Raw genomic sequence first — 16,189 nt, 5'->3', positions numbered from 1 at the left:
CTGGTTCCGCCGGGCTGCCGTCAGGCCGTCGCGACGCTCCCTGTCGAGGTCAGCTCGCCAGCGCCGCGCGAACGCCCACGCCGCACGGCACCCATGGCGACGAGCGTCAGGGCCACGGCGGCCAGGGTGATCCCGGCGCCCGCCCAGATCGGCGAGGTGTAGCCGAGCCCGGCGGCGATGGTGAGCCCACCGATCCAGGCACCGAGCGCGTTCCCGAGGTTGAACGCCGCGATGTTCGCCCCGCTCGCCAGGGTCGGCGCGTGGTCCGCGTACTGCATCACGCGCGTCTGCAGGGCCGGCACGGTCGCGAACCCGAAGGCGCCCATGAGCACGAGCGCGATGACGGTCAGCACGGGCGAGGTCGCGACGAGGGCGAACAGCCCGAGCACCACGGTGAGGGCGACGAGCACGACGAGCAGGGTCCGGTCGATCGAGCGTGCGGCGAGCTTGCCGCCGACGAAGTTCCCGACGAACAGCCCGAGGCCGAACACCACGAGCAGCCACGGCACCGCCGAGGACGGGAAGCCGGACACCGAGGTCAGCGTGTACGCGATGTAGGTGAACGCCCCGAACATCCCGCCGTAGCCGAGCACGGTCATGCCGAGCGACAGCCACACCTGGCCGGAGCGGAAGACCCCGAGCTCGCGGGCCAGTGACGGGGTCTCGGTCTGACGGACGGCGGGGACGAGCACGAGGACGCCGACCAGGGCGACGACACCGATCGCGACGATGGCCCAGAAGGTCGAACGCCAGCCGAGCGCCTGGCCGAGGAACGTGCCGAACGGCACCCCGAGCACGTTCGACGCCGTCAGTCCCGTGAACATCAGGGCGACCGCGGAGGCACGCTTCGACCGTTCGACCATGTTCGCGGCAACGACGGAGCCGATGCCGAAGAACGCACCGTGGCACAGGGCGGCGATGACGCGTCCGGACATCATGACCTCGTAGGTCGGTGCGATCGCGGACAGCGTGTTGCCGACGATGAACAGCACGAGCAGCCCGAGCAGGACGGGCTTGCGGGGGAGCCGGGTGGTGGCTGCGGTCAGGCCGAGGGCGCCGACGATGACGGCGAGTGCGTAGCCGGTGACGAGCCAGCCGGCCGTGGTCTCGGTGACGCCGTAGTCGGCGGCGACCTCCGGCAGCAGGCCGGTGATGACGAACTCGGTCAGTCCGATGCCGAATCCGCCGAGTGCGAGGGCGATGAGTCCCGCGGGCATGGGGGTTCCTTCCGTTGTGCGGTGGCGCTGTGCCGCGTACGCTGGTTGTTGCAGACGCGCGGTATCGATAGTTGCACACGCGGGGTATCCGCGCAAGCAACTGCACGCGCTCGCAACGACCGCGGCGACCGACCGCGGCGACCGACCGCGCAGCCGACCAGAAGGAGCCCGATGTCCGTCGACGACACCTCCACCGCTGTCCGTGCCCACGGCTGGCGCACCCTGGCGGCACTGCACGGCCTGATCGAGACGCGACTCGAGCGCGCGCTGCGCGACGTCGACCTGTCCGTGGTCGAGTACACCGTGCTCGATGCGCTGCGCCGGCAGGACGGCTTCCACATGCGCATGCAGCAGCTCGCCCGCGCAGCGGCCCTCAGCCCGAGCGCCACGACCCGGCTGGTCAACCGACTCGAGGAACGTGCGCTGCTCACCCGCGTGCTCTGCGCCGACGACCGCCGCGGGCTCTACACCGAGCTCACCCATGCCGGTCAGCGGCTGCTGGATGCGGCCACGCCGATCCACGCCGCTGCGCTCGAGGGGGCGCTCGCCGAAGCGCGCGAGGTCCCGGAACTCGAAGAACTCGCGGTCGCGGTCGACCGGCTCGAGGGTGCCAGCGTCTGATCCGTCGGCCGGGAGGCCCGGATCACCGCCGCCCCGCGCGCTGCGGTCGCGGGGTGGTGGTGTCTCAGGCCCGCGGCGGCGCCGTCGTGGACCGCACGACGAGCGACGGCGGCACCAGGACCCGGCTCGGAGCGGGTCGTTCGGCCGCGCCGACGAGCTCCACGAGCCGGTTCGCCGCGAGCCGCCCGACCTCGTCGTTGTGCGGGTCGACCGTGGTCAGGCGCAGCAGTGGTGAGGCGGCGAGTGGGGTCTCGTCGTTGCCGACGACCGAGACGTCCTCGGGGACCCGGAGTCCGGCTTCGCGCACGGCGGCGATCGCGCCCATCGCCATGACGTCGTTCGCGGCGAACACCGCCGTCAGCTCCGGGTGGTCCCGCAGTGCGCGGCGGGTGCCCTCGTACCCGGTCGTCTCGGACGTCGGGCCGTCGCCGTAGACCAGCGGCGCGATGCCGGACGCGACCATCCGCGCGACGGTGCCCTCGCGGCGGACCGCAGCCGGGCCTCCCGAACCGGTGACGTGGACGATGCGGCGGTGACCGAGCCCGATCAGGTGATCCGCTGCCAACCGGCCGCCGGCGGCCTCGTCCGAGGCGACGACGTCGAGTCCGCCGGGCACGTCCGCGCGGGCGCCGGCGACGACGACGGGGGTGTCGGCCGGCACGACGAGGTCGGGGAAGCCCTCGGCGGCGAGGACGACGCCGTCGACCCGCAGTGAGACGAGGTCGTCGAACGGCGAGGAGTCGAGGTGGGCGTTCGCACGGGTGTCCGCGAGGGTGAGCCGCAGGCCGTGCGGTGCGAGCGCGTCGCGGATGCCGTCGAGCAGGGGGACGAACCACGGGTTGCGGAAGTCGTCGACGATGACGCCGACGGTGCGGGTCCGGGTGCCGGCGAGGATCGCGGCGGCGCGGTTGGGGCGGTAGCCGAGCTCGGCGGCGGCCGCGAGCACGGCCGAGCGGCGTGCGTCGGAGACGCCCGGGTCGTCGCGGAGCACCATCGAGACGAGTGACTTCGAGACGCCGGCACGGGTCGCGACGTCGATGATCGTCGGGGGTCGTGACACGCGGCTCCTTGACAGGACATGGGGTGGTCGGGCTACAGTCTACCGACATGTCCTGGAACGTTCCAGAATCGGCACCGGACTTCTCGAAGGAGAGAACCATGAGCGACAGCATCGGCGTCGCCGTCATCGGGGCGGGCATGGCGGGCAAGGCCCACATGGCCGCGTGGCGGAACGCACCCTCACTCTTCGCCCCGACGCTGCCGCCCGTGCGGCTCGTGTCGATCGGCGACGTGTACGAGCCCCTCGCGGCCGAGGCTGCGCAGCGGTTCGGCTACGCCCGCCACGACACGGACTGGCGAGCCATCGCCGAGGCCGACGACATCGACGTCGTGAGCGTCGTCGTCGCGAACAAGCTGCACCGCGAGATCGTCGAGGGGCTGCTGGCCGCCGGCAAGCACGTCCTGTGCGAGAAGCCGCTGTCGGACTCGCTCGAGGACGCACGGGCGATGGCCACCGCGGCCACCGAGGCATCGCAGCGCGGGCTCGTCGCCCGCGTCGGCTTCACCTACCGCCGCGCCCCGGGCCTCGCCGCGATCAAGCAGCTCGTCGAGGACGGCACGCTCGGCCGCGTCCTGCACGTCTCCGCCCGCTACTGGACCGACTACGGCTCGTCGCCCGACGTGCCCTTCTCGTGGCGCTTCGCGGGTGCCCCCGGCACCGGAGCCCTCGCCGACGTCGGCTCGCACCTGGCGTACGTCGCCGAGTTCCTGGCCGGCGAGGTGCAGAGCGTCAACGGCGGCATGTTCACCACCGCGATCACGAAGCGCCCGATCGCCGCCGGGTTCGCCCTGCGCGGCCAGGCCGTCCCGCTGACCGGTGAGTTCGCCGACGTCGAGAACGACGACTACGCCACCTTCAACGCACGCTTCGGCGACGGCTCCGTGGTGGGCTCGCTCGAGGTGTCCCGGGTCGCCACGGCGCACCCGAACGGCCTGGTCATCGAGGTCTTCTGCGAGAACGGTGCAGCGCGCTGGGACCAGGAGCGCGCCTCGGAGATCGGCCTCGCGCTGCAGTCCGACGGCTCCCGCCTCGGTGGCTACCGCCAGGTCGTCCTCGGCCCGGACCACCCCTACGTCGCCGGTGGCATGGCGATGGACGCGCCCGGTGTCGGCTGGGGGCAGAACCAGATGTTCGAGTACCAGGCACGCGCGTTCCTCGACGAGGTCGCCGGCGTCGCGGACCCGCTGCCGGCCAACGCCACGTTCGACGACGGCGTGCACAACATGGAGATCCTCGACGCGGTGGCACGGTCCGCCGGGGCCGGTGGGGCCTCCCTCGACGTGCCGTCCGTCCGCACCACCGAAGGAGCGCACGCATGAAGCTCGGTCTGTACAACGCGATCTTCCACGACCGGCCGCTCGCCGAGGCACTGACGGCCATCGCGGGCAACGGCCTGACCGGCATCGAGCTGAACACCGGCGGGTTCCTGCCGCCGGTGCACGTGCCGGACATCGACGCGATCCTCGAGGACGACGCAGCACGTGACGCCTTCCTCGCCCGGTTCGAGGGCACCGGGGTGTCCATCGCCGGCCTGAACTGCAACGGCAACCCGCTGCACCCGGACCGTGCGATCGGCCAGGCCCACGCCGAGGACATCCGGCGCAGCATCCGCCTCGCCGCACGCCTCGGCCAGGACCGCGTCGTCACGATGTCCGGGCTGCCGGCGGGCGAGCCCGGCGGCACCCGACCGAACTGGATCGTGAACGCCTGGAACTCCGCCGCGCTCGACGTCATCGAGTACCAGTGGAGCGTCGCTGTGCCGTTCTGGCAGGAGATCGATGCCCTGGCGCGGGAGCACGGGGTCAAGGTCGCACTCGAGCTGCACCCGCAGAACGTGGTGTTCAACCCGGCGACGATCCGCGAGCTCGTGCAGCGCGGTGGCCTGACGAACATCGGCGTCGAACTCGACGCGAGTCACCTGTTCTGGCAGCAGATGGACCCGGTGGCGGTCGTCCGCGACCTCGGCGACCTGGTCTTCCACGCCGCCGCGAAGGACGTCCGGATCAACCCGCACGCGGCGATCAACGGCGTGCTCGACAACTCGTTCCGTCGGCTGTCGCCGGACGAGCCGCGCACGAACCTCGGTGGCGACGAGTGGGCCAACGAGTGGCCGAAGCCGTCCGCGTGGGACTTCGTCGCGCTCGGCAAGGGTCACGACGAGGCGTACTGGTCGGCATTCCTCGAGGCCCTGCGCGAGGTGGACCCGGACATGTGGGTCAACATCGAGCACGAGGACACCGAGCTCGGTCGCGAAGAAGGGGTCGCGGTCGCCGCGAAGGTCCTGCTCGCAGCCGACACGGCGCTCACGACGCGCGCGTGAGTCGCGTCTGAGACGCACCACGTGATCCGGACGGGAGGCCCGTGGGACGTGCGCTGATCGGCGCACGCTCCACGGGCCTCCCGTCCAGTGCGCATCGGTGACACGCCCACCGGGCGCTGTCACCGGACCGATGTAGCATGCACGACACCTGTCCCGAGACGAGGAGCCCTGCGTGCCGGAGCCGACCGACCCCGCCTTCCCCCTCGAGCGCATCCGAGAGGTCGGCGACGCCATCGTCGCGTCCGTCTCGACGGTGATCGACGGCAAGACCGAGGCGATCCGCACCGCCCTCACCGTGATGCTGGCCGAGGGACACCTGCTCGTCGAGGACGTCCCCGGCGTCGGCAAGACGGTCCTGGCGAAGGCACTCGGCGCCTCGGTGGGCGGCTCGGTGAACCGCATCCAGTTCACGTCCGACATGCTGCCGTCGGACGTCACCGGGGTGAACATCTTCGACCAGTCCTCTGGCACGTTCCGGTTCTCACCGGGGCCGGTGTTCGCGAACGTCGTCATCGGTGACGAGATCAACCGCACCAGCCCGAAGACCCAGTCCGCCCTGCTCGAGGCGATGGCCGAGTCGCAGGTCACGGTCGACGGCGTGACCCGGCTGCTCGACCGCCCCTTCATGATCGTGGCGACGCAGAACCCGATCGACATGGAGGGCACCTACCCGTTGCCCGAGGCCCAGCGTGACCGCTTCATGGCGCGCATCACGATGGGGTACCCGAGCGTCGACGCCGAACGGCAGATGCTCGCGAACCGCGGCGGCGGCGACCCGCTGTCGCACCTGCGACCGATCGTCGACGTGACCACGCTGCGCGGGATCATCGAGGCCGTGGCGAACGTCCACATCGCCCCCGACGTCGAGGCGTACGTCATCGCGATCGTCCGCTCCACCCGCACCCACCCCGACCTGGTGCTCGGTGCCAGCCCCCGCGCCACGCTGCACCTGGCCCAGGCGGCCCGTGCCCACGCGGCGTTGCTCGGCCGGCCGTTCGTCACGCCGGACGACGTCGCCGCGCTGGCACCGATCGTGCTCGCCCACCGGCTCGTGCCGGTGGCGCGCGGACTCGGTGGCACGGGCGAGGACACCGTGCGCGAGATCGTCGTCCGCATCGTCTCCGACACCGCCGTGCCGTTCACGGCGACCCCCGTCCGCTCCTGATGCCCGGCGGATCGGCACCGTCGTCGCTGCTGCGGCGCACCGGTGCCGCGCGCTCGACGCTCGGGCGCTTCGGCCGCCGTGGGCTGTCCCTGCTCCGGCGCACGCCGTTCCCCCGTCCGACCGTGCGCGGCTGGACCGTCATCGCGATCGGCATCGGGCTGATCGGGGGCGGACTCGTGGGCACCACCAGCGTCGCCGTCTCGGCCGGGCTGCTGCTGCTCGTGCTCGTCGTGCTCGGCATCGTGATGGCGTTCGTGGTCGCCGCACCGCTCCGGGGCAGCCGGAGCACGGCCCGCGCGATCGTGCAGGTCGGCGAGGTGTACCGCGAGCGGATCACCCTCGGCAGCACCAGTCTGCCGATCGGCCCGCGGTCGACCCTGCTCGTCCGCGAACAGCTCGAGGACGCCTTCGCGAGTGCGTCCGAGGCGGAGACCTACGCGCTCGTCGGCCCGGGCCTGCCGCCAGCGGTGCTCGACGTCGAGGCACTCGCGATGCACCGGGGTCGCACGCTCGTCGGGCCCGTCACCATCCGGGTCGAGGACCCCTTCGGCCTGCTCCGCATCGACCGCCCGGTGGTGCCGGCAGAAGAGGTCGTCGTCGTCCCCGCGAGCGCACCCCTCGCCGCGATCGACACCGGCGCCCTCGCCGGGGCCGTCTCCGCCGACGAAGGACGGGTCGGGCAGGGCGGGTCCGCCGACGACAGCGAACTCCGGCCGTACCGTCCCGGCGACCCCATCCGTCGGGTGCACTGGGCGCAGAGTGCTCGCCGCGGCGAACTGCACGTCCGGCAGACCACGCAGGCGCAACCGCCCGAGGCCGTCATCGCGCTCGACGTCCGGCGCGAGTCCTACCAGGGCCTCGGGCGTGAGGACCTGGCGGAGCTGTCCGACCTGGGCGGTGACCAGGCCTTCGAACACGCGGTCGTCGTCGCCGCCAGTGTCGCCCGCGCCCTCGCCGCCCGGACCTCGCGCGTCGTCCTCGTGAGCGACGGACCGTCCGGCAGCACCCGGCACGCCGGTGACGTCGGCGGCCTCACCGACGTGCTCGTCGGACTCGCGGACGTCCGGCTCCGCAGCGACGCCCGTCCGGTCACCGAGGTCCTGCCCGAGGTGCGTGGGCGGGACGTGCACGGCATGACCGCGGTGGTCACCGGCAACTGCACCGCCGAGCAAGCGGCTGAACTCGTGACGGCGACGAGCGGATCGAGCCGCGGGATCATGGCGACGATCGTGCCGCCGGACCCGGTGGTCCGGGGGATTCTCGACCGCGGCGGTTGGCGCACCCTCGTGGTGCCGGTCGCCGGGGCGACCGCGTCCGGAGCCGCACGGTGAGCGGCGCCGCTGCGTCGTCGCGCCGGCCCGTCGACGTGCGCGAGGTCCTGGACCGCGACGACGACACCCGTGACACCCCGAGCACCTGGGTCGTCGCGCTCGCCCCGGTGCCCGTGCTCATCGCCGCGCTCGCGATCCGCCCGCTCGTGCAGGGCACCGCCTGGTGGGTGTCCGGCGTCGTGGTCGTCGCGGTGCTCGTGGCCGTCATGCTCGCGGTGCGTCGCCGTGCCCCCGGGGTCCGGTTCGTGGCACTCGTCGCCACCCTCGTGCTGTGCTCGTGCGCCGCCGCCCTGGTCAATGACGTGCAACCCCTCGGCTGGCTCGACGCCGACGGAGCGCTGGGGGAGACGCTCGCCGCCATCCGCCTGAACCCCGCGCCGTTGCCGCAGACCGACGCGATCCGACTGGTCGTGACCGTGTCGATCGCCTGGGTGGCGGGCGTCTCGTTGTTCCTGGCCGCGATCGCCCGGATCCCGTCGCTCGCCGCCGCGCCCGCACTCGTCATCCTCATCGTGCCGGGGATCATCACCGGACAGCCGGCGGGCACCGCGCTCGTGATCACCACGGCCGTCGCCTTCCTCGCCCTGCTGTGGCTGTCAGTCCGACCCGTGCAGCGAGTGGTCCCGGCCGCGGTCGTCGGTGCGATCGGGCTCGTCGTCGCGATCGGCCTGCCCGCGATCGTGCCGCTCAACGCGAGCTGGCTGTCCGGCGTCACCGGGGCCATCCAGTCGCCGATCCAACCCGGGCGACCCGGCACCCTGCTCGAGCTCGGCAACGACCTGCGGCAGCCGAGCGAACTCGAGGTGCTCCGGTACCGGTCGTCCGACGGCCAGCCCGAGTACCTCAAGCTCGCCGACCTGGACGAGTTCGGCACCGGGGACTGGGTGCCGACGGTGACGAACGCCGCCGAGGCCGACACCGCCGACCAACAGCAGTGGGCCGAGGGCGTGAACCCCCGCCTGGCGACGCGCGGTGACGTCACGGTCCGGATCACCGGGCTGTCGAGCACGTACCTACCGGTGCCGTCCGGGGCGGTGTCGATCGAGTCGCGTTCCACCAACCTCGACCTGTCGCAGTGGCGCTGGATGGGGTCCTCGAGCACCGTGCGGTCCACCGGTCCGGCCACGCCGCGCGGTGCGACGTACGAGGTCTACGGTGCCTCGACCTTCGCGAACGCGTACCTCGACGCCGTCGCGGCCTCGGGTGTCCTGTCCCGTGCCGACGGCCGGGGGTTCCGCGAGCCGAGCGGTGACCAGCTGCAGACCGACCTGACGCTGCCGAAGGACCTCCCCGCGAACATCACGTCGACCGCGGAGCGGGTGGCCGGGGCCGCGTCCGACGACTACGCCCAGGCCCGCGCCCTCGAGCAGTGGTTCCGCAGCGACCTGTTCACCTACTCCGAGACGGCCCCAGTCGAGCAGGGCTACGACGGCGACAGCATGGACGTCGTCTCGACCTTCCTGCAGGTGCGCGAGGGCTACTGCGTGCACTTCTCGTCGGCGATGGCCGTGATGGCCCGGACGCTCGGCATCCCGTCCCGCATCGCGGTGGGGTACCGGGCCGGGGCGGCGCAGCCAGACGGCGAGTACGCGGTGTCGAACCGGCAGCTGCACTCCTGGCCCGAGCTGTACATCGAGGGGGCCGGCTGGGTCGCGTTCGAGCCCACGCCGGACTCCGACGCGGCAGCGCAGCCCTCGACCGAACCCACGGAGACCCCGACCGCCGCCACGCCCGAGTCCCCGCTGCCCGCGCCCGAGCAGTCCGCCCCCGCCGAGTCCTCGGCGACGCCGACCCCCTCGGCGTCGGCGCAGCCCGGTGCGGCCGGTGCCTCGGGCGGCAGCGGTCCGGCCGGCCTGCTGTTCGGCGCGGCGCTCGTGCTCGCGTTGCTCATCGCCCCCGGACTCGTCCGAGCACTCCGACGGCGGTCGCGGTTGTCGGCCGTCGCCGCTGGTCACTCACCCGCGGTGAACGCCTGGCGTGAGGCCCTCGACGACGTCGCCGACCACGGCTACGCCCCCGGGCTGGCGCCACCCGGTGACGCAGGGGCTGCGGCCCGGACCGCCCGGGCCGTCCTCGGACGACTCCGTCCGGTGCTGCCGGCCTCGGCGCTCCCGCACCTCGACGCCGTGGTCGACGCCGTCGACCGTGAACGGTTCGCGGCCGGCGGGGTCGCAGCGGTCGACGGCAAGGCGCTCGTGCAGCACGTGCAGCAGGCGCGGGACGCCCTCGACGCCTCGGTCTCCGGTGGACGGGTGCTGCGGTCGCGCCTGCTGCCGCCGAGCCTGCTGCCGTCGTCCGCGTGGTCGCACGAGGGCCGTCGCCGCTCCCGTCGCCCTGCTTGACCGCGGAGTCTCGGCTGGTGCGAGGTTGGCCACTCGGTGCGGCGCAACAAGCTCGCACCGAGTGGTCAACGCCGCACCACGCCGCAGCACCATGCCGCCGCCGGGTCAGCGGCGGCGGACGACCGCCTCGACCAGGGCGGCGATGACCTCGCCGGGGTCGACCCCCGGCAGCGCGGGCCCGTCGAACACGACCCCAACGTTGGCGGCGACGAGCGCCGTGGCGAAGGCGTCGAGCGGCATGCCGGCGTCGACCTCCGGGTGCGCCCCGAACCACAATCGCACCAGCTCGTGCACGCCGTCCTGCAGCACCCGTCGCTGCCGCACGAACTCGGGCAGCAGATCGGTGTGCCGGATCGCGTAGGCGCGGAACTCCGACAGCAGGGCGAACTGCGCGCGCTGGTCGTGCCGTCCGAAGGCCGCCCGCACGACGTCCGCGATGTCCGCCGCGGCGATGTCGGCGCGGATGAGCTCCTGCAGCGACCCGAGCACCAGGTTCGTCCCGCGCTGCATGACCTGCGCGAGGAGGTCCTCCTTCGACGAGAAGTTCGAGTAGACCGCGCCCTTGCTGAACCCGGCACGGGCGGCGACCTCGTCGAGACGTGCTCCGTGCACGCCCTGTTCGGCGAAGACGGCAGCGCCGGCGATGAGGAGACGTTCTCGGACCTCGGCCCGTGGTGTCCGCGGCGTGGGGGAGTCGGAGACGTCGTCGTTCATCGTTCCTGCCGGGGCGGGGCACCGGGGCTGGAACCCGGGCGGGCGAGCTGGGGGCGGGCGAGCTTGGGGCGGGCGAGCTTGGGGTGGGAGACCTGCCGCGCCGCGCGTCTGATCACGCGCGGCATCAGCGAAGCCCCCATCACCACGTCTGCGCGGAACCGGCGCGTTCGGGTCGCGTCGGTTCGGTGCGGACGACATGAGCCGGGTCGATACCCGACGGTAGGGATGCTACGCCGGAGCACCGACAGATGACACCCCTCAGTCGTCGAACGAGGAATCCGTTGCCGTGTCGTGTTCTTCGCGGACACTGCCCGCTCCCGTCCGCCGTCCGGGGCGTCGGAGCAGCCGGAGCGCGTCGGGTCGCAGGCTCCGCCCGCGCCGCAGCAGCGAGCCGAGCGTCGACTTCGGCTGCCAGTCACGACCGTTGGGCAGTCCCCAGCCGCGGCGGACCGCGCCCCAGCGCAGACCGAGCGACAGCGCGATCGCGGCCACGATCCCGATCGACGGCGACCCGAGGGCGGACGCGACGACCATGACCACCGACGCCGCGACGGCCACGGTGGCGTACAGCGCGTTCCCGCCGAACACCGCGGGTACCCGGCGGAGCAGCAGGTCCCGCATCGCGCCGCCGCCGACCGCCGTGATCGTGCCCATGATGATCGCGGCGGGCCACTCCAGGCCGGCGTCGTAGGTGCGCTGCACCCCGACCACCGCCCAGAACCCGATCACCGCGGCGTCGAGCACGGTGAACAGCCGGTCCCAGGTGATCTCGGAGAACGACACGAAGAAGGCGATGAGTGCCCCGGCCAAGGCGACCGGCACGTAGAGCGGGTCGACGAGCGCGACCGGGGGGCCGTTCTGCAGCAGGGTGTCGCGCAGCATGCCGCCGCCGAGCCCCGAGACGAAGCCGACGACCAGGAACCCGAACAGGTCGAAGTCCATCGCGCGGGCGATCGATCCACCGAGCAGGGCGGACGCGAACACCCCGGCGAGGTCGAGCACGTTCGTGACCGACGCCAGGCCATCGACGGACAGCAGGTTCATGAGAACCATCAAACCCCACGCCGAACGACTGGCGGGCCGAACGGCGGTTAGGTTAGCCTCACCTACGTCATGCTCGCCACTCTCGTCATCGGCCTCCGTGAAGGCCTCGAAGCGACGCTCATCGTCGGCATCATCGCCGCGTTCCTGCGTCGCAACCGTGTCCCCCTCGCCCCCATGTGGTTCGGCGTCGGGGTCGCCGTCGTGCTCAGCATCGGCGTCGGGTTCGGCCTGCAGGTCGTCGAGCAGGCCCTGCCGCAGGCGCAGCAGGAGGGCATGGAGGCGATCATCGGCATCGTCGCCGTGGTCTTCGTCACCGGCATGATCGTCTGGATGCGCACCCACGCGCGCACCCTGACCAAGGAACTCGAGGCGAGCGCGACCGAGGCGCTCGGCCGCGGCACCGCGTGGGCACTGGCCGGCATGGCCTTCCTCGCCGTGCTCAAGGAGGGCTTCGAGACCGCGGTCTTCCTCCTCGCCACCTTCCAGGCGTCGTCGGACACCGGTCTCGCCGCCCTCGGCGCGGTCATCGGCATCGCGGGCGCCGTCGTCATCGGCTACGGCATCTACACCGGCGGCGTCCGGCTGAACCTGTCGAAGTTCTTCACCGGCACCGGCGTCTTCCTGGTGTTCGTCGCAGGCGGGCTCGTGCTGACGGTGCTCCGGCGCGCGCACGAGGCCGGGTGGATCGTCATCGGGCAGCAGCGGACCGTCGACCTGTCCTGGCTCGCCCCGAACGGGTCGGTGCAGGGTGCGCTCGTCACGGGCGTGCTCGGCATCCCGCCGGATCCCCGGGTCATCGAGGTGCTCGGCTGGGTCCTGTACGTCGTGCCCGTCCTCGCCCTGACGCTCTGGCCCCGCGCCTGGCGTCCGTCGTCGGCACGCGTCCCCGCGATCCGCGCGACGGTCGCCGGTGCGCTCGCGGTCGCCGCCGCAGCACTGGCGATCGCCGTGCCGACGGGCGAGGTCGACCTGCCGCGCACCGCTGCGGTCAGCGGGGACGCCACCTCCGTCTCGGCGGACGTCCACGGCGCGTCCGGCGTCCTCCGCGTCGCCGGCACCACCACCGGCCAGGAGGCACGGCTCACGTTGCCGACGTCGGCCCACCGCCGCGTGACCCGTGCGGGCGTGGCCGCCGACCGGTGGCGGATCCGCACGTCGGCCACCGCCGCGGACCGCCCGGCGACGCTGACGCTCGACGACCTCGTCGACCTGTTCGGCCGGATCCCCGTCGGCGTCTCGCCGTCGACGAACCCCGGCCCGTTCACCGCCCGCTGGGCGGTGCGCGACACCGTGACCCTCTGGACGGTCCGTGGTGGGGTCCTGGACGCCACCCGCGACGAACGCACGGTGCTGACGCTGAGCGGTGGGGGCCTCCCGTCCGCCCGCACCACGACCCTGGACCGCTCCGTGTGGTCCGTCCCCGACTCCCGCGTCGAGCAGGCAGCCACCTCGGTGGCGGCCGCGGACACGCGGGCTGCCGAGCTGCTGCTCTGGAAGGCCTGGTTGCCGATCGCCCTCGGCGTCGCAGCTGCCGCCCAGGCGCTGCTCGCGCTCCGTGACCGCCGTCGTCGGACGGCACCCGTGAACCCCACCCCCGAAACCGTCCCGACACGCGGCCCACCCGCCGGGGACCCTGCAAGGAGCAACGACTATGCCGTTCGGTAAGCCCGTTCGACCCCTGATCACCCTCGGCGCTCTCGGCGTCGTCACCGCCCTCGCACTGACCGGCTGCGCGAGCTCCGACGGTGCCTCCGACAGCTCCACCGACGCCGCGAAGGTCTCGCGTGTCACCATCACCCTGACGAACGACGGCTCGGACCAGTGCAAGGTCTCCGAGACGAAGGTCCCCGCCGGGCCGGTCACGTTCTCGGTGAAGAACGAGTCCTCGACCGCCATCACCGAGGTCGAACTGCTGCAGGACCAGCGGATCCTGGGCGAGAAGGAGAACCTCGCACCCGGCCTCGACGCCGTGCAGTTCACCGCGACCCTGACCGGTGGGGAGTACCAGGTGTACTGCCCCGGAGCCGACACCGAGCTCACCGACTTCACGGTCACGGGCAAGGTCACCTCGACCGCGAACAGCAGCGCCGCCACCCTGCTCGACGAGGGCACGAAGGGCTACGCCGACTACGTCGACGGCCAGGTCACCGACATGGTCACCGCGGTCGAACTGCTGCAGAAGGACATCGACGCCGGCGACCTCGACGCCGCGAAGACCGACTACGCGAACGCCCGCCCGTTCTACGAGCACGTCGAGAGCGACGTCGACGGCTTCGTCAAGAAGGGCCACAAGGCGACCGACAACGCCGGCAACCTCGACTACCTGATCGACATGCGCGCCTCGAATCTCGACCCGGCCGTCGGCTGGAGCGGGTTCCACGCCGTCGAGAAGGACCTGTTCCAGGCGGGGGAGATCACCGCGTCGACCAAGAAGACCGCGGCCGACCTGACCGAGAACGTGCAGCTGCTCGCGAAGCTCGTCCCGACGCTCGACTACAAGCCCGAGGACCTGGCGAACGGCGCCGCCGGCCTGCTCGAGGAGGTCCAGTCGAACAAGGTCACCGGTGAGGAAGAGGCGTACAGCCACATCGACCTCGTCGACCTCGCCGCCAACGTCGAGGGTGCCCGTCAGGCCTTCGCGTACCTCAAGCCGGGCCTGACGAAGCTCGACCCGACCCTGACGAAGCAGATCGCGAAGCAGTTCGACGCGACGAACGCGATGATGGACGGCTACCGCAACGCCGACGACCTCGGCGGATTCGACACGTGGGACGCGGCGACCAAGAAGTCCGACGCGAACCGCATCTCGCAGCAGATCCAGGCCCTGCAGGACCCGCTGTCTCGCCTCGCCGAGAAGGTCGCCACCGCGTGACGCAGCCCGACGACGACCGCGCAGCCCGTACCGGGGTCTCCCGGCGCGGGCTGTTCGGCGCGGGACTCGCCGCGGCCGGAGCCGGAGCGGGCGCCGCGGTCGGCATCGGCGGCGCGACGGCCGCGACGGGGGTCAACCCGTTCACGGCGGCCGCCAACGGTGACGAGTCCATCGACCTGTCCCAGAGCCACCCGTTCTACGCGACCACCGCACGGCAGCCGCAGGGCGGGGTGCAGACCGCACCCCAGCGGTACTGCGTGTTCATGACCTTCGACCTGTCCACCAGCGTCGCGACCGAGCTGCAGGTGCTCCTCGCCCGCTGGTCAGCGGCGATCGCGCAGCTGCAGGCGGGGAAGACCGTCGGCAGCGTCGAGCCCGCGCACGGTGACGGCGTCGGCGCGGACACCGGTGAGGCGCTCGACCTCGGCCCGGCGTCCCTGACGGTCACGGTGGGGTTCGGCCCCGGCGTGTTCGACGAGCGCTTCGGTCTGGCCGACAAGCGTCCGGCGGCCCTCGCCGGCGTGCCTCGGCTGCCGAGCGACAACCTGCAGGCCGGACTGACCGGCGGCGACCTGTCGTTGCAGGCCTGCGCCGACGACCCGCAGGTGGCGTACCACGCGGTCCGCGACCTGGCCCGGATGGCGCGGGGGACGGCCACCGTGCGGTGGACCGTGCTCGGCTTCGGTCGCGCGTCGGCCGGCCCGCACCAGACGACGCCGCGCAACCTGATGGGCTTCAAGGACGGCACCAGGAACATCACGACGGACGAGGACCACGACCGCTTCGTGTGGGTCGACGACCCGGGCGACGGTGCGGAGTGGATGACCGGCGGCACCTACCAGGTGGTGCGGAAGATCCGGATGAACATCGAGATCTGGGACGCCGACGTCGTCAGCGACCAGCAGCGCGTGTTCGGTCGGACCAAGATCGAGGGCGCACCGCTGTCCGGCGGGACCGAGCACACGACGCCGGACTTCGCGGCGACCGGGAAGGACGGTGCCACGAAGATCGACGCGACGTCCCACATCGCCCTGGCCGCCCACGAGGCGAACGGCGGCGTGAAGATCCTGCGTCGTCCGTACAACTACACCGACGGCCTCAACGAGTACGGCCAGCTCGACGCAGGGCTGCTGTTCCTGGCGTACATGAACGACCCGGAGCACTTCACCCGGCTGCAGCGGAAGCTCGGCGCTTCGGACCGGTTGAACGAGTACGTCTCGCACATCGGCTCCGCGGTGTTCGCGATCCCACCGGCACCGCGCAAGGGGTCGTACATCGGCGAGCAGCTGTTCCGCTGACCGTGTCCGGAGCGCGCTGACGCCGCTGGGGGAGAGGGCGCCCTCCGCCGTTTCCCTGGAGGCGGAGGGCACCCGCGCCGCGGGGTCTCGTCGAACGGAACCACCGCCGACCTGAGAGGCGACCCGGCGCGACGCGTCGCGATGCGACAGCCCCGAGAGTACCCCGCCGATCCCCGGATCCGCAGTGCGAGCGCTGCTATGGGAC

13 protein-coding genes are annotated in these 16,189 nt (G+C 72.3%); 9 read left to right on the top strand and 4 right to left on the bottom strand.

Going from position 1 to position 16,189, the window contains the following annotated elements; genetic code table 11:
- Positions 1–20: 20 nt before the first annotated feature.
- Positions 21–1,217: an MFS transporter gene (locus tag ACIPV1_RS07985; RefSeq protein WP_402726109.1), complete on the bottom strand. Its 1,197-nt coding sequence runs from the start codon at positions 1,215–1,217 to the stop codon at positions 21–23.
- A 171-nt stretch (positions 1,218–1,388) separates the two neighbouring features.
- On the opposite strand from ACIPV1_RS07985, the gene ACIPV1_RS07980 reads away from it, so the two are divergent.
- Positions 1,389–1,838, top strand: a complete 450-nt coding sequence (locus tag ACIPV1_RS07980) for a MarR family winged helix-turn-helix transcriptional regulator (protein WP_123291868.1) — start codon at positions 1,389–1,391, stop codon at positions 1,836–1,838.
- 64 nt (positions 1,839–1,902) lie between these two features.
- Here the strand turns inward: ACIPV1_RS07980 and ACIPV1_RS07975 are convergent, their stop codons facing one another.
- Positions 1,903–2,898: a LacI family DNA-binding transcriptional regulator gene (locus ACIPV1_RS07975; RefSeq protein ID WP_402726108.1), complete on the bottom strand. Its 996-nt coding sequence runs from the start codon at positions 2,896–2,898 to the stop codon at positions 1,903–1,905.
- 98 nt (positions 2,899–2,996) lie between these two features.
- Here ACIPV1_RS07975 and ACIPV1_RS07970 point away from each other — a divergent pair, with 98 nt between their 5' ends.
- The 5 genes from ACIPV1_RS07970 to ACIPV1_RS07950 all read left to right on the top strand — a co-directional run bounded on the left by ACIPV1_RS07970 (position 2,997) and on the right by ACIPV1_RS07950 (position 10,056).
- The gene (locus ACIPV1_RS07970; protein ID WP_123673881.1) at positions 2,997–4,217 is read left to right on the top strand and encodes a Gfo/Idh/MocA family protein; all 1,221 of its coding nucleotides are present in this window, start codon (positions 2,997–2,999) and stop codon (positions 4,215–4,217) included.
- Complete coding sequence (locus ACIPV1_RS07965; protein ID WP_194646862.1) at positions 4,214–5,218, top strand: sugar phosphate isomerase/epimerase; 1,005 nt, start codon at positions 4,214–4,216, stop codon at positions 5,216–5,218. Before ACIPV1_RS07970 ends, ACIPV1_RS07965 begins: the two co-directional genes overlap by 4 nt.
- A gap of 172 nt (positions 5,219–5,390) precedes the next feature.
- On the top strand, positions 5,391–6,383 hold the full coding sequence (locus ACIPV1_RS07960; protein WP_235035938.1) for a MoxR family ATPase: 993 nt from the start codon (positions 5,391–5,393) through the stop codon (positions 6,381–6,383).
- Positions 6,383–7,714: a DUF58 domain-containing protein gene (locus ACIPV1_RS07955; protein WP_402726107.1), complete on the top strand. Its 1,332-nt coding sequence runs from the start codon at positions 6,383–6,385 to the stop codon at positions 7,712–7,714. Before ACIPV1_RS07960 ends, ACIPV1_RS07955 begins: the two co-directional genes overlap by 1 nt.
- Entirely contained in the window at positions 7,711–10,056 is a 2,346-nt protein-coding gene (locus ACIPV1_RS07950; protein WP_402726106.1) for a transglutaminaseTgpA domain-containing protein, read from the top strand. Before ACIPV1_RS07955 ends, ACIPV1_RS07950 begins: the two co-directional genes overlap by 4 nt.
- A 105-nt stretch (positions 10,057–10,161) precedes the next feature.
- On the opposite strand, the gene ACIPV1_RS07945 is transcribed toward ACIPV1_RS07950, so the two are convergent.
- Positions 10,162–10,770 carry a TetR/AcrR family transcriptional regulator gene (locus tag ACIPV1_RS07945; RefSeq protein ID WP_159573171.1) on the bottom strand — a complete coding sequence of 203 codons (609 nt, stop codon included), beginning with the start codon at positions 10,768–10,770 and terminating at the stop codon, positions 10,162–10,164.
- Positions 10,771–11,028: 258 nt separating this feature from the next.
- Positions 11,029–11,814: a trimeric intracellular cation channel family protein gene (locus ACIPV1_RS07940; RefSeq protein WP_123291876.1), complete on the bottom strand. Its 786-nt coding sequence runs from the start codon at positions 11,812–11,814 to the stop codon at positions 11,029–11,031.
- A gap of 69 nt (positions 11,815–11,883) precedes the next feature.
- Between ACIPV1_RS07940 and efeU the strand changes: the two genes are divergently transcribed.
- The 3 genes from efeU to efeB are packed head-to-tail and all read left to right on the top strand — an operon-like array spanning position 11,884 to position 15,984.
- Positions 11,884–13,479, top strand: coding sequence for an iron uptake transporter permease EfeU (efeU, locus tag ACIPV1_RS07935; RefSeq protein WP_402726105.1), 1,596 nt, complete (start codon positions 11,884–11,886; stop codon positions 13,477–13,479).
- Positions 13,466–14,686, top strand: coding sequence for an iron uptake system protein EfeO (gene efeO, locus ACIPV1_RS07930; protein WP_402726104.1), 1,221 nt, complete (start codon positions 13,466–13,468; stop codon positions 14,684–14,686). Before efeU ends, efeO begins: the two co-directional genes overlap by 14 nt.
- Positions 14,683–15,984, top strand: a complete 1,302-nt coding sequence (efeB, locus tag ACIPV1_RS07925; protein ID WP_402726103.1) for an iron uptake transporter deferrochelatase/peroxidase subunit — start codon at positions 14,683–14,685, stop codon at positions 15,982–15,984. The genes efeO and efeB overlap by 4 nt, the downstream gene beginning before the upstream one ends.
- Positions 15,985–16,189: the final 205 nt, after the last annotated feature.

It is taken from the genome of Curtobacterium sp. NPDC089991 (assembly GCF_044748425.1).
Classification (GTDB): Bacteria; Actinomycetota; Actinomycetes; order Actinomycetales; family Microbacteriaceae; genus Curtobacterium.
Note: the sequence above shows the minus strand (reverse complement) of the source record. Positions and strands in the feature narration are given on the sequence as shown.

Bases quoted from the DNA above. Each gene is read 5' to 3' on its own strand.
- ACIPV1_RS07985 (WP_402726109.1), bottom strand. From the start codon at position 1,217: ATGCCCGCGGGACTCATCGCCCTCGCACTCGGCGGATTCGGCATCGGA.
- ACIPV1_RS07980 (WP_123291868.1), top strand. From the start codon at position 1,389: ATGTCCGTCGACGACACCTCCACCGCTGTCCGTGCCCACGGCTGGCGC.
- ACIPV1_RS07970 (WP_123673881.1), top strand. From the start codon at position 2,997: ATGAGCGACAGCATCGGCGTCGCCGTCATCGGGGCGGGCATGGCGGGC.
- ACIPV1_RS07965 (WP_194646862.1), top strand. From the start codon at position 4,214: ATGAAGCTCGGTCTGTACAACGCGATCTTCCACGACCGGCCGCTCGCC.
- ACIPV1_RS07955 (WP_402726107.1), top strand. From the start codon at position 6,383: ATGCCCGGCGGATCGGCACCGTCGTCGCTGCTGCGGCGCACCGGTGCC.
- ACIPV1_RS07945 (WP_159573171.1), bottom strand. From the start codon at position 10,770: ATGAACGACGACGTCTCCGACTCCCCCACGCCGCGGACACCACGGGCC.
- ACIPV1_RS07940 (WP_123291876.1), bottom strand. From the start codon at position 11,814: ATGAACCTGCTGTCCGTCGATGGCCTGGCGTCGGTCACGAACGTGCTC.
- efeU (WP_402726105.1), top strand. From the start codon at position 11,884: ATGCTCGCCACTCTCGTCATCGGCCTCCGTGAAGGCCTCGAAGCGACG.
- efeO (WP_402726104.1), top strand. From the start codon at position 13,466: ATGCCGTTCGGTAAGCCCGTTCGACCCCTGATCACCCTCGGCGCTCTC.